The 12621-nt window shown below is 73.8% G+C and carries 13 protein-coding genes; 6 read left to right on the top strand and 7 right to left on the bottom strand.

Features of this window, described 5'->3' with window-relative positions; all coding sequences use genetic code 11:
* The first annotated feature begins 362 nt into the window (after positions 1 to 362).
* Positions 363 to 839 (top strand): ATP-binding protein, encoded by a 477-nt coding sequence (locus ACLIN4_RS15190; protein ID WP_289908170.1) that lies wholly within the window; start codon positions 363 to 365, stop codon positions 837 to 839.
* A gap of 366 nt (positions 840 to 1205) precedes the next feature.
* Here ACLIN4_RS15190 and ACLIN4_RS15185 read toward each other — a convergent pair whose 3' ends face one another.
* Positions 1206 to 2222 carry a GlxA family transcriptional regulator gene (locus ACLIN4_RS15185; protein WP_107479910.1) on the bottom strand — a complete coding sequence of 339 codons (1017 nt, stop codon included), beginning with the start codon at positions 2220 to 2222 and terminating at the stop codon, positions 1206 to 1208.
* 71 nt (positions 2223 to 2293) lie between these two features.
* On the opposite strand from ACLIN4_RS15185, the gene ACLIN4_RS15180 reads away from it, so the two are divergent.
* The gene (locus ACLIN4_RS15180; protein ID WP_381913167.1) at positions 2294 to 3613 is read left to right on the top strand and encodes an MFS transporter; all 1320 of its coding nucleotides are present in this window, start codon (positions 2294 to 2296) and stop codon (positions 3611 to 3613) included.
* Here ACLIN4_RS15180 and ACLIN4_RS15175 read toward each other — a convergent pair.
* Entirely contained in the window at positions 3610 to 4812 is a 1203-nt protein-coding gene (locus tag ACLIN4_RS15175) for a flavin-containing monooxygenase (RefSeq protein WP_411575893.1), read from the bottom strand. The two genes, ACLIN4_RS15180 and ACLIN4_RS15175, sit on opposite strands and share 4 nt — an antisense overlap.
* A 263-nt stretch (positions 4813 to 5075) precedes the next feature.
* On the opposite strand from ACLIN4_RS15175, the gene ACLIN4_RS15170 reads away from it, so the two are divergent.
* Entirely contained in the window at positions 5076 to 5687 is a 612-nt protein-coding gene (locus ACLIN4_RS15170) for a GNAT family N-acetyltransferase (RefSeq protein WP_107479915.1), read from the top strand.
* Positions 5688 to 5694: 7 nt separating this feature from the next.
* Here ACLIN4_RS15170 and ACLIN4_RS15165 read toward each other — a convergent pair whose 3' ends face one another.
* From ACLIN4_RS15165 to ACLIN4_RS15155, 3 genes are all read right to left on the bottom strand, one after another.
* Positions 5695 to 6378 (bottom strand): pyridoxine/pyridoxamine 5'-phosphate oxidase, encoded by a 684-nt coding sequence (locus ACLIN4_RS15165; protein WP_107479912.1) that lies wholly within the window; start codon positions 6376 to 6378, stop codon positions 5695 to 5697.
* Between the two features lie 27 nt (positions 6379 to 6405).
* Positions 6406 to 6831, bottom strand: coding sequence for a pyridoxamine 5'-phosphate oxidase family protein (locus tag ACLIN4_RS15160; RefSeq protein WP_100049301.1), 426 nt, complete (start codon positions 6829 to 6831; stop codon positions 6406 to 6408).
* A gap of 90 nt (positions 6832 to 6921) precedes the next feature.
* Positions 6922 to 7560, bottom strand: a complete 639-nt coding sequence (locus ACLIN4_RS15155; protein WP_107479913.1) for a LysE family translocator — start codon at positions 7558 to 7560, stop codon at positions 6922 to 6924.
* Positions 7561 to 7642: 82 nt separating this feature from the next.
* Between ACLIN4_RS15155 and ACLIN4_RS15150 the strand changes: the two genes are divergently transcribed.
* A complete protein-coding gene (locus tag ACLIN4_RS15150; RefSeq protein WP_107479914.1) occupies positions 7643 to 8095 on the top strand; it encodes an Lrp/AsnC family transcriptional regulator in 453 nt (150 codons plus the stop codon).
* 36 nt (positions 8096 to 8131) lie between these two features.
* Here ACLIN4_RS15150 and ACLIN4_RS15145 read toward each other — a convergent pair whose 3' ends face one another.
* Positions 8132 to 8767, bottom strand: a complete 636-nt coding sequence (locus ACLIN4_RS15145) for a TetR family transcriptional regulator (protein WP_100049298.1) — start codon at positions 8765 to 8767, stop codon at positions 8132 to 8134.
* Between the two features lie 134 nt (positions 8768 to 8901).
* Here ACLIN4_RS15145 and ACLIN4_RS15140 point away from each other — a divergent pair, with 134 nt between their 5' ends.
* Both ACLIN4_RS15140 and ACLIN4_RS15135 read left to right on the top strand, forming a co-directional pair.
* Positions 8902 to 9669, top strand: coding sequence for a VOC family protein (locus tag ACLIN4_RS15140; RefSeq protein WP_411575892.1), 768 nt, complete (start codon positions 8902 to 8904; stop codon positions 9667 to 9669).
* A gap of 249 nt (positions 9670 to 9918) precedes the next feature.
* A complete protein-coding gene (locus ACLIN4_RS15135; RefSeq protein ID WP_411575891.1) occupies positions 9919 to 12327 on the top strand; it encodes a PQQ-binding-like beta-propeller repeat protein in 2409 nt (802 codons plus the stop codon).
* Between the two features lie 99 nt (positions 12328 to 12426).
* Here ACLIN4_RS15135 and ACLIN4_RS15130 read toward each other — a convergent pair whose 3' ends face one another.
* Positions 12427 to 12618, bottom strand: a complete 192-nt coding sequence (locus ACLIN4_RS15130; protein ID WP_100049540.1) for a hypothetical protein — start codon at positions 12616 to 12618, stop codon at positions 12427 to 12429.
* Positions 12619 to 12621 lie beyond the last annotated feature (3 nt).

The raw sequence follows: 12621 nt of genomic DNA, 5'->3' as shown, positions 1-12621 counted from the left end.
GTGGGATGCGAGTGGTCCTGAGCGCCGGCCGTGCCGGAGTTGCCCCTGGGGCGGCTCCGGAACCGGGGACGCGTGCCTTGCCCCGCGGGGCGGAACGGCCGTCGGCCGCCGCCTGTTCGACTCCCCGGGGCGAGCGTCGCACAGTATGCCGCAGGGGTACTCCTTCGCGCTGGAATATGCCCGAAGCGCTTGTTGGCGTGACTGTACGTCAACCATGCTGTCCCACAAGGGATTCACGTTCCGTGATCCCTGCCCCGGCTGTTGTTCTGGCCATGCAGAGAATGGCTACGATCGTGGCCCTCATGAGGCGCGAGCCTTTGTGTCCGCCGGTTCGGATGGTGTGAGCGGTGCAGGTGCTTCAAGTGCAACTGGAGGTCCGGCCCGACCCCTCGGAAGTGGGGCGGGCCCGGCGGTGGGCGCGCTCACGGCTCGCCGGGTCCGGGATACAGGCCGACGAACCACTCGCCGAGACGCTGGTGCTCCTCGTCTCCGAACTCGTCACCAACGCCGTGGTGCACACCGGTCGTTCGGCCGTGCTGCGGCTGGTGCTCCCGGGGGCGGTGACGGAGGAGACCGAGGAGGCCACCGTCCGCCTCGAGGTGGACGACGCGAGCGACCGGGCTCCGGTGGCCCGCTGCGTGGACGGCGAGGCGACGGGGGGCCGGGGGCTCGCGCTCGTCGACGGCCTCGCCGACCGCTGGGGCTGGAGCCGGGAGGGCACGGGCAAACGCATCTGGTGCGAACTGGACCGCTGTGCCGGGCGCGAGGGCGCCGCACCCGCCTGCGGGAGCGTCGACGGCGCGGTCGCGTACGGGGGGTACGCGTACGAAGTGGTGTAGCGGCCGGCGCGGGAGGCGGACGTGCCCGGTGCACGGGACCCGCCGTCCACGGAGCCGGTGCGGCGGTGCGCCGGGGTGTGCTTCCGTGCGCGTCCCGTACAAACGGGGTGTAAGTGATGAACAGCCCTTTGCGGGTTGACGGATCGTGACCGTTTCCTCACGCTTGTAGTCGACGATTCGCCGCGAGGGGACGACGAGGGCTCGGTGACGGAGCCCTCGACGAGTGTGGGTCGTGTTTTCGGCGGCGGTTCCCTCGGGGGCGACGGGAGCCGGGCGGGAGCGCCGGAGTCGGGTGGCGGCGTGCGGTGCCATGCTCGGGGCGATCGGCGCCGCGCCGCCGGCCGACGAGTTCCCGTCCGCCGCCCCTCACTCTCCACAGGCTGTGGACAAGTCCGGCCGGAAGGTCCGCCGGTACGCGGTCGGGGTGACCCCGAGGGCCGCCTGCAGATGCTGCCGCATCGACTGGGCCGTGCCGAAGCCCGAGTCGCGGGCCACCTGGTCGACGGAGAGGGCGGTGGACTCCAGCAGATGCCGGGCCCGTTCGACCCGCTGCCCGGTGAGCCACTGGCCCGGACTGACGCCGACCTCCTCGCGGAAGCGGCGGGTGAAGGTACGCACCGACATCGACTCCTGGGCGGCCATGTCCCGCAGCTGGATCGGCTCCTGGAGGCGGGCGAGCGCCCAGGCGCGGGCGTTGGTCGTGGAGGACTGCTGCGGATCGGGCACCGGCCGTTCGATGTACTGCGCCTGCCCGCCGTCGCGGTGCGGCGGTACGACCGTGCGGCGGGCCACCTCGTTGGCGACCGCCGTGCCGTGGTCCCGGCGCACGATGTGCACGCACAGGTCGATCCCGGCCGCGACCCCGGCCGAGGTGAGCACGTCGCCGTCGTCCACGAACAGCACGTCGGCGTCCACCCGCACCTTCGGGAAGAGCCGCTGGAAGTGCTCGGCGGAGGCCCAGTGCGTGGTCGCCGGGCGCCCGTCGAGGTAGCCGGCGGCGGCCAGGACGTACCCGCCCGTGCAGATCGCCACGAGCCGGGTGCCGGGCCGGACGTGGGCGAGCGCGGCGGCCAGCTCCTCGGTCAGCACGCCCTCGTCGTGGACCGGGCCGAGCTCGTAGGAGGCCGGGACGACGACCGTGTCGGCGGTGGCCAGGACTTCGGGACCGTTCTCGACCATGATCGCGAAGTCCGCGTCGGTCTCGACGGGCCCCGGCGGGCGCACGGAGCAGGTGACGACCTCGTACAGGCGGCGCCGCTGATCGTCGCGGGCGAGTCTGAAGATCCGCTGCGGGATGCCCAGTTCGAAGGGGAGCAGGCCGTCGAGGGCGAGGACGACGACGCGGTGCGGCCGGGGGGCGGGGAGCGTGCGCTCGGACGTCATGGCCCGATCCTAGCGAACCATGACCCTCGGGCCACTCGATCGGGCCGACGCCGTATCCGAACCTCTATGACGTGCCCCAGACAACCGACGCCGCCGCAGCCGCCGTACACGGAGCGAAGCCCGACCGCCCGCGCCGCCGCCCCCGCGTGCACCGCGCCTGGTGGGTCGCCGCCGTCACCTTCGTCACGATCATCGGCGCCGCGGCCTTCCGCTCCCTGCCCGGCATCCTCATCGACCCGCTCCACCAGGACTTCGGCTGGTCACGCGGCACCATCGGCGCCGCCGTCTCCGTCAACCTCGCGCTCTACGGGCTGACCGCGCCCTTCGCCGCCGCGCTCATGGACCGCTTCGGCATCCGTCGCGTGGTCGCCGTCGCGCTGACCGTCATCGCGCTCGGCTCGGGCGCGACGGTCTGGATGGAGTCGGCCTGGCAGCTGATCCTCTGCTGGGGCCTGCTGGTCGGCCTCGGCTCCGGCTCCATGGCGCTCGCCTTCGCGGCCACCGTCACCAACCGCTGGTTCACCGAACGCCGCGGCCTGGTCACCGGCGTCCTCACCGCCGCCTCCGCCTCCGGCCAGCTGATCTTCCTGCCTCTGCTGTCCTGGATCGTGGAGACGTACGACTGGCGCCCGGCGGCCGTCACGGTCGCCCTGGCCGCCCTCGCCGTGGTCCCCTTCGTCTGGCTCCTCCTGCACGACCACCCCGCCGACGTGGGCCTCGCGCCCTACGGCGCCGAGGAGTTCGTCCCCAAGCCCGCTCCCGTGCCGGGCGCCGCCCGCCGTGCGCTCACGGTCCTCTTCTCCGCCGCCCGCACCGGCCCCTTCTGGCTGCTCGCCGGCACCTTCGCGATCTGCGGCGCCTCGACCAACGGGCTGATCCAGACCCACTTCATCCCCGCCGCCCACGACCACCACATGCCGCTGACGACCGCCTCCACGTTGCTCGCCGTCATCGGGATCTTCGACGTCGTCGGCACGATCGCCTCCGGCTGGTTCACCGACCGCTTCGAACCGCGCCGCCTGCTCGCCGTCTACTACGCCCTGCGCGGCATCTCCCTCCTCTTCCTCCCGCTCCTGCTCGCGCCCAGCGTCCATCCCCCGATGGTCTTCTTCATCGTCTTCTACGGCCTCGACTGGGTCGCCACCGTCCCGCCCACCCTCGCCCTGTGCCGCGAGCAGTACGGGCAGGACAGCGCCATCGTCTTCGGCTGGGTCCTCGCCTCGCACCAGGTCGGCGCCGCTCTCGTCGCCTTCCTCGGCGGTGTCGCCCGCGACCGGTTGGGCTCCTACGACGTGGTCTGGGTCGCCTCCGGCGCCCTGTGCGCGGCGGCGGCGCTGATGGCCCTGGTGATCCGCCGCCGCCCGGCTCCGGCGCCCGGCGCCGCCGCCTAGCCCGGCAGCCGGGACACCCGGCCCCCCTCCTTCTTCGCCACCGCCCCGGCGATCCGCGAAGCGTCGATGGCCAGCTCGCGGAGCATGCCGCTGATGGGGTTGGTGAAGCCGGTGAAGTACAGGCCGGGGGCGTCCGGCGGGGTGCGTGCGCCCCGTGCGGACGGCCGGCCCCGGGCGTCGAGCACGCCGAGGTGGCCGACCAGTCCCTCCAGGCCCCGGAGGTAGCCGGTGGCGGCGATCACCGCGTCCGGGGCGATGCGGGTGCCGTCGGCGAGGACCACCTTGCCGTCCTCGAAGCCCTCCACGGCGGCCACCACCTCCACCCGGCCGCGCCGCACCGCGTCGATCAGGCCGACGTCCTGCACCGGTATCGCGCCCTCGGCCGCCCGGGTGAGCAGGCCGCCCTCCGGTCGGGGCAGCCCGTGCGCCGACAGGTCGGGCGTGCTGATCCGGGCCAGCGGACGGGCGAGCCGGTCGACCAGGCCGGCCGGCAGGCGCCGGGCGAGGACGCCGTTGTACTGGGCGGGCCAGCCGGCGGTGGAGCGGCGGACGATGTGCGGTGCGGTGCGCACCGACAGCCGGACCCGGGCGGCGCCGCCCTCCACCAGGTCCACGGCGATCTCGGCGCCCGTGTTGCCGACGCCGACTACCAGGACGTCCCGGCCCGCGTAGGGGGCCGCGTTCCGGTACTCGGCGGCGTGCCGGAACTCACCGGTGAACGAGGACCGGCCCGGCCAGTCCGGCACGCGCGGGGTGTGGTTGTAGCCGGTGGCGACCACGACCGCGGCGCCGGTCAGCTCACGGCCCCCGGAGGCGTGCAGCGTCCAGCCGGCGCCGTCGGACGCACGCTCGACGCGGAAGACCTCGACGCCGGTGACGATCTCCAGCTTGTGGACGTCGGCGTACTTCTCCAGGTACCGCACCACGTCGTCCCGGGCCGGCCAGCGCCCGAAGCGGCGCGGCATCTTCAAACCGGGCAGCGCCGACAGGCGGCGGGTGGTGTGCAGGCGCAGCCGGTCGTAATGGCGGCGCCAGGACGCGCCGACGCGGTCGGCCCGCTCCAGGACGACGGCCCGCAATCCCCGCGCGCGCAGCGCCTGGGCGACGGCGAGGCCGCCCGGGCCGGCGCCTATGACGTACACGGGGCGGTCCGCGGGGTGTGCGGACGGCGGCTGAGCGGACGCTGTGGAGTCGGCCATGCGGCGAGCGTAATCAAGGCTCGGCTTGATGGGTCTCGGTCAAGACCGGAATCGGTTGCGGATCGGTCACGACCGCGGCGTGCGGTGGGGCGGCGGGGTGGATCCGGAACCGGGGGTGGGCGTAGCCGCCGGGGGTATGGGTCCTGGGTGGACATGGACCCGCCGGGTTCGGATCCGGTCCGGGGCCCGGTCGGGCCCGGTACCTGTCCGGGTCGGCACGCAAAGCCCGGGCCGCGCCCGAGCGGGTCGGTTTCAATGGCCCGATGGCTTCGACACGCATGCACACCCTGCTTCCCTCCCTGCCCGAGCCCCGCGGACACGGCCTGCACCTGCGCTCGTGGGACGCCGGCTCCGACGCCGACGCGGAGATCTGGCTGCGCGGCTGCCTGGACCCCGACTTCCAGCGCTGGAACACCCCGCTCAAGCTGTGGACCGATCTCGCCGGCGCCCGTGAGTCGCTGCGCGCGCGGGCCCGGGAGGCCGAGGAGGGCAGGTGCTCCTCGTTCCGGATCACGGACGGGGAGAGCGGTGCGACGCTGGGCCACATCGGCGTCAACGAGATCAACCTGACGCTGAAGCTGGCCCGGGTCGGCTACTGGGTGCTCCCCGAGGCCCGCGGCCGGGGCGTCGCCACCCGCGCCCTGCTGCTCGCCTCGCGCTGGGCCTTCGCGGAACTCGGCCTCCACCGCCTGGAACTGGGCCACGCGGTGGGGCACCACGCCTCCTGCCGGGTCGCCGAACGCTGCGGTTTCGCCTACGAGGGCACGATGCGCGGGGCGATGTTCGAGGCCGGCCGGCACGACGGGTTCCGGGACGCGCACCTGCACGCGCGGCTGGCGACGGACGCCGAGCCGGAACCGCCCGCCATGCGCTGACCGTCGCTCATGGCCACAGCAGGCGGGTGCGCCAGCCGCCCTCCGCGTCTTCCGCCCGCCGGTAGGACAGCCGGACGTGGCGGCGGCGGGCGTCTCCCTGGAAGAACTCCACCTCGTCGGGGCGCAGCCGGTACAGCGTCCAGGACGGGACCGGCGCCTCGGGCTCCCGCCCGGCCCGCTCCCAGGCCGCCTCGGAGGCGCGGGCCAGCTCCGCGGGCGACCCCAGCTCCTCGCTCTGCCGTCCGGTGAGCGCGGCGGCCAGGGCGCCGGCCGACCGCGCGTGCAGGTCGGCCTGCGCCTCCTCGGCCGGGGCGACGGCGACCGGGCCGCGCACCCGCACCTGGCGCCCCAGCACCGGCCAGTAGAAGACGAGCGCGGCGCAGGGGCGGGCGGCGAGGTGGCGGCCCTTGCGGCTGCCGGAGTGCGTGGCGAAGGACCAGCCGTCCTCGTCGGCACCGTGCAGCATGACGACGCGTACGTCCGGCAGGCCCTCCGCGTCCGCCGTCGCCAGCGACACCGTGTGCGGCTCTCGCTGCCCGGCCGCCACCGCCTCGGCGAACCACCGCGTGAACAGGGCCAGCGGGTCGCCGGGCGCGGTGGCCGGGTCGAAGGGCGGCAGTTCGGTGACCGCGGGGTCCCACACCCGCAGTGACCTCAACAGCTCGTGCAGATCGGTCGGCTCGGTTCCCATGCCCCGATTGTCACGGGTGGCGGACGCTCACACCGTGCCGAGGTCCGAGGAGACCCAGCGCTCGGGCCGCATACGGACGACGACCTGATCGCCGTGTTCGGCGGAGGCGAAGGCGACGTAGCCGTCGACCTTGTCGGCCGGGAGGTAGCGGGCGGACATCTCCCGCAGGTCCTCCTCCGTGGCGGCGACCGTCTCGACGACCGGCCCCTCCACCGACACGTACCGGATGGTGGGCTCCAGCCGGTCGACCATCAGCGTGAACCGCCCCGCCGCCTTGATCAGTTGATTCTTCCGGCTGTCCAGCCCGGTCATGATCCAGACGTCGCCGCCGGGCGCGTACTGGTACCAGATCGGCACGGTCAGCGGGGCGCGGTCCGCTCCCGCGTCCACCGCGAGCGCGGCGATGTGGGGCTCGGCCAGGAACTGCTCACGCTCTTCGCGGGTCAGGGCCATTCCGGTCTCCTCCAGCGGGTACGGGTGTCGTTCGCTTCCTCAACACCGGCCGGGCGGGCGGCTGTTCCCCTCGTGGAGCGCCCGCCGGAATCAGGTCAGCGCCAGGCGCTGCACCAGCAGGAACGCGCCGATGCCCAGCATCGCGGCCCCCGACGTACGGGTGACCGCGCGGGCGGCGGCCGGCCGGGCGCCCAGGACGGCACGGGCGGCGACACCCACCGTGAGGTACACGGCGGCACAGCAGGCCATGTGCAGCAGCCCCAGGACGACAGTCTGCACGGGCACCGGCGGGTGCGCACCCCGGGTGACCAGGAACTGCGGCAGTACGGACAGGTAGAGCAGCAGGCCCTTGGGGTTGAGCCCGCTGATCGTGGCACCGCGCAGGAAGACCCGGGTGCGGGAACCCCCCTCCGCGGTGGCCGGGCCGTCGTCCCGCGCGGCACCGGGAGTGCCGGGCCGCCGCAGCACCCCCCACCCCAGCCACACCAGGTACGCCGCTCCCGCCACCGTCAGCACCGTGAGCAGCCCCGGCGACCCGGCGACCAGGACCGCCAGCCCCGCCGCCGCCAGCAGCGTGTGCAACGCGTACCCGGCGACCAGGCCGCCCACCGCCCACGTCACCGACCGCTCGCGCAGTCCCGCCGCGATGGCGTACGCCCAGTCCGCGCCCGGCACGCACACCAGCAGCAGGTCCAGAGCGAGGAAGGAGAGGAGAAGTCCGGAGTCCATGACGGGAAGGTTAGGAGCAGACGCCCCGAAAGTGTTCCCGAAGTTTCCCCTGGTCAGTCGCTTGCGTGGAAGAATATGCCCCGTGGACGACATCGACCGGAAGATTCTTGCCGAGCTTCAGCAGGACGGGCGGCTGACCGTGACCGAACTGGCCGCGCGGGTGCGGCTGAGCGTCTCGCCGTGTCACCGGCGGCTGCGCGAGCTGGAGCGGTCGGGGGCGATCGGTGGCTACCGTGCGGTGGTGGACCCGGCCGCGGTGGGCCTGAACTTCGAGGCGCTGGTCTTCGTGTCGATGCGGCAGGAGGACCGGGACACGGTCGCCGAGTTCGAGCGGGCGGTCAGCGAGGTGGGGGAGGTGCTGGAGGCGCAGCGGCTGTTCGGGGAGCCCGACTATCTGCTGCGCGTGGTCGCCGCCGACCTGGCGGCCTACCAGCGGCTCTACGACGAGCGGCTCGCGACCCTGCCCGGGGTGCTGCGGCTGACGTCGACGCTGGTGATGAAGCACGTGGTGCGGGACCGGCCACTGCCGGCGTAGTGCGGGAGGCGACGGGGCGACTGCGGCGACAGGGCGCTACTTGGCGGGCTTCTTGCCCGTGACGCCGAGGTACGTCAACAGCGCGAGGCTGGGCTTGAGTTCGGCCTGCTTGACGCCCCAGGAGGAGAAGCCCTTCTGGTGCGAGGCGGCGGCGGCCAGCATGACGACCAGGGAACCGGCGATCGCCGCGGGATTCACGTCCTTGTCGACCTTGCCCTTGGCCTGGAGCTCGGCGACGGAGTCCGTGAGGGAGGAGTTCACCGAGTTCAGGACCTTCATGCGGATCTTGGAGAACCGCTTGTCGCCCTCGGCCGCGCCCAGGTCGACGACGCGGAGGATCGCGTCGTTCTTCCGCCAGAAGTCCAGGAAGCCGTCGACGAGTTCCTGCGCCGTCTGCCAGCCCGCCTTGCCGGTCCACGAGCGTCCCGCCGTCAGCTCGGCCAACCCGGAACTCTCGGCGGCCATTTGATCGGCGATCTCCAGGACGGCGCCCTCGACGTCCGGGAAGTACTGGTAGAAGGTCGCGGGCGAGGTGCCGGCCTTGCGGGCGACATCGATGACTTTGACATCGCGATAGGGGGAGGAGCTGAGCATTTCGCTGAGGCAGTCGAGCAGTTTCTGCCGGGTCGCCTGCCCACGTCGACCGGCCACGCGGCCGTCGACGGTACGCACTTGTCCTGTCATGCCGTCAGCTTACCGACGGGTGATCGGAGCGCGATTCGGCCGACTGCAAATGGGGTGCACGGGCGCGAAGAGGCTGGTGTGCCTGGTCTGCGCGGTGCGGGCGACGCGGTTACTTTGACGGCATGGCCGAAAACGGGGCATCAGAGAAGAGGGCGTCCGCTCGTCCGGAGCGGGCTTCCGCGCGCCCGGAACCCCCGGAGGGCGCCCCCTGCTGGGTGGACGCACAGCTGCCGGACGTGGAAGCGGGCAAGCGCTTCTACGGCGAGCTCTTCGGGTGGACCTTCGACGAACAGGAGGAGGGCGCCGTACGGGCGCGACTGGACGGCGAGCCCGTCGCCGCACTGGTCCGCAAGACGGACGGCCGGATGCCCACCGTGTGGACCGTGTACTTCCACACCCCGGACGCCGTCGCGCTGGCCGGGCGCATCCGGGCGGGCGGCGGCCAGATCGTCACCCCGCCCCACCCGGTGGGCGACCAGGGCACCAGCGCGCTCGCCGCCGATCCGGACGGCGCCGTCTTCGCCCTCTGGCAGCCGGACCGGCATCCCGGCTTCGGACGCCGGCACGAGCCGGGCGCCTTCGCCTGGGCCGAGCTGTACACCCGCGACACCGAGGCGGCCAACGCCTTCTACGGCGACCTGTTCCGCGACGCCCTCTTCGGCCCGGACGCCGACCCCGACTTCGGCCGTGCCCCTCTCGCCGGCGTCTTCCCCGCCGAGATGCCGCCGCACTTCCTCGTCCACTTCCTCACCGAGGACGTCGAGGCGTCGCTCGGCGCGGTGGCGCGGCTCGGCGGGCGGGTGCGGGTGCCTCCGTTCGAGACGTCGTACGGAGGGGTGGCCGTGGTCTCCGACGGCCAGGGGGCGTCGTTCGCGCTGCTGCAGCGCTGAGCCGAGGCCCCCGGGTGCAGGGCCTCTCCCAGGAGATCTTCGCCCAGGGTGCTTCTTCTGGGGGGCGTCGCCCAGGGGTCTTTGCCCGGGATCGGGATGACACACCCCGATTGTCCGCAGGTTCGCCACCAGCGCTTCCGGCAGGAAGAATCGGGGTGCGTGCCGCCACTCGGGTGCGGTGGTGAGACGCTGCACTTCGGTCGCGTACATATGTGGGTGGCGCGGCTCGTACGGGGAGGTGGCAGGCAAGTGGTGGATCAGCTGACGCAGCACGATCCGCGGCGGATCGGGCCGTTCGAGGTGCTCGGCCGGCTCGGTGCCGGCGGCATGGGGCTGGTCTATCTCGCGCGCTCGGCGTCCGGGCGGCGTGTGGCGATCAAGACGGTCCGGACGGAGCTGGCGGAGGACCAGCTGTTCCGCGTCCGCTTCACGCGCGAGGTGGAGGCGGCCCGCGCGGTCTCCGGCTTCTACACGGCGGCGGTGGTCGACGCTGACCCGCGCGCCGCGGTGCCGTGGCTGGCCACGGCCTACGTGCCCGCTCCCTCCCTCGAGGAGATAGTGAACGAGTGCGGGCCGCTCCCGGCCCAGGCCGTGCGCTGGCTGGCGGCGGGCGTCGCGGAGGCGCTCCAGTCGATCCACGGAGCGGGCCTGGTCCACCGCGACCTCAAGCCCTCCAACGTCCTCGTCGTCGAGGACGGCCCCCGGGTGATCGACTTCGGCATCGCGTCCGGTGTTTCGAACACCCGGCTGACGATGACGAACGTCGCCGTCGGCACGCCCGCCTACATGTCCCCGGAGCAGGCCAAGGACTCCCGCAGCGTCACCGGTGCCAGCGATGTGTTCTCGCTCGGCTCCATGCTGGTCTTCGCCGCCACCGGGCACCCGCCCTTCCACGGCGCAAATCCGGTCGAGACAGTCTTCATGCTGCTGCGCGAGGGCCCCGACCTCGAAGGACTCCCCGACGAGCTGCGCCCGCTCATCGAGTCCTGCATGCAGATGGAGGCCACGGCCCGCCCCAACCCGGCCGACCTCCAGTCCCAGCTCGCCCCGCACCTGTTCGGCTCCGGCTCCGACGACAGCGGTACGGCGTCGGCGTGGCTGCCGGAGCGGGCGGTGGGCCTGATCGAGAGCCGCCGGGGCGGCCGGCCGGCGCCCAAGCTCGCCACGACGGCCGGCGGCCGGGGCGGCGCCGGCGCCGGTGTCGGTGGCGCCGGTGGCTCGGGGGGCGGCGTGCCCGCGCCCCCGCTGCCGCCCCCGCCCTCCCACGACCCCGTCGTACCGGCACCGCCCGTGCACGCGCCGCCGCCCGCACCCGTCGGCGCCCCCGACGCCGGCCCCGTCCGGCTGGCCGGGGTCTCGGTGCCCATCGGCCCCGGCCCGCGCGTCGCCGACATGCGCGCCGCCGCCGTCGCGGCGCCCCCGCCGGAGTCCGCCCTCGCCGCCTCCTGGTCCCGCCCGCGCACCGGCGTCAACGGCGCCGCCCCCGCCGCGCCGCCCGCCCCCACCGCGCCCCCCGAGGCGTCCCCGGCGGGCTGGCGCCCCTGGCGCTTCCGCATGTCCAACGACGTGTGGGGCACCCCGTCCGTCGCCGAGGACCTGGTCTACGTCACCTCCTTCGAGGTGCACGCCCTGGACGTCGCCACCGGACGCCGCCGCTTCAAGACCAGGGACGTGGCCTGGTCGATGGCGGTGGCGGACGGCCGTATCCACGCCTCCGACGGCCCGACCCTCTTCGCCCTCGACGCCCGCGAGGGCGCCGACCTGTGGCGCGTACAGACCGACGCCTGGGTGTACTCGCTCCAGGCCGAGCGGGGCACCGTCGTCACCGCCACCCGCGGCGGCGGCGTCCAGGGCTGGGAGGCCTCGGGCGGCCAGAAGCTGTGGGAAGTGACCGGCTGCCAGACCGACTTCGAGTCCCCGGAGGCGGGCGCGGCCCTGCACGACGGCACGGTGTACGTCTGGCAGGACGCCCGGCTGCGCGCCCTGGACGCCCGTACCGGCGACGAGCGCTGGTCGTACCCGATCGGCGACGCCGCCTCCTGCGGCGGCGTCCCGGTCCGCGTCGCCCACGCCCCCGACGGCTACGTCTACGTCTCCGCGGGCACCCGCGTCCTCGCCCTGGAGGTCACCACCGGCCACGTCCGCTGGCACTTCGAGGCCCCGGCCGTCTTCCTCGCCCCGCCCGCCTTCGTGCCGGGCCCGGCCGTGACCGGCGGCGGCGTCTACCTCGCCGACTACCTCGGCACCGTCTACGCCCTCGACGCCACCGACGGCCGCGACCGCTGGCGCATCGCGACCGAGGCCCGCTCCTCGACCGACCCGGCCCTCGTCGCCGCGGGCCACGTCCACGTCGGCAGCGGCAAGGGCCTGTACACCCTGGACGCCGTCACCGGCACCCCCAAGTGGCGCTTCCAGGCGGGCGGCGACATCGTGGGCGCCCCCGCGGTCGCCGAGGGCCGCATCCACTTCGGCTCCACGGACCACCTCCTCTACACGCTCAAGGCCGACGACGGCCGCCTCCGCTGGAAGCTCGCCACCGGCGGCGAGATCACCGGCTCGCCGGTGGTGCGGGACGGCATCGTGTACGCGTGCAGCAAGGACCGCTGCGTGTACGCGCTGGACGCGGAGAAGGGCACGGGGACGGCCCGCACGACATGAGTCCGGGCGCCGGCGGCATCGTCGCCGGCGCCCGGACACACGTCGGCCGCGGCGGCTCCCCTCCGCGCCGCCGCGGCCGATCCCCGTGTGGAGGAAGGTCTACTTGCCGTCGCCGTCCAGGTCCAGGGCGGGCGGGGCCGGCATGTTGTTGTCCATCGTGGTGATGGCGTCCTTGGCCGGCGGCGAGGGCATGTTGTTGTCCTGCGTCGTGAACGTCGCGTCCGACGCCGGCGGGGTGGGCATGTTGTTGTCCAGCGGCGTGACGGTCGCTTCGTCCTTCTTGTCGCTCATGCG

Origin of the sequence: Streptomyces mutabilis (assembly GCF_046628145.1) — a bacterium.
Lineage (GTDB): Bacteria > Actinomycetota > Actinomycetes > Streptomycetales > Streptomycetaceae > Streptomyces > Streptomyces mutabilis.
This window is presented reverse-complemented; position numbering and strand designations above follow the sequence as displayed.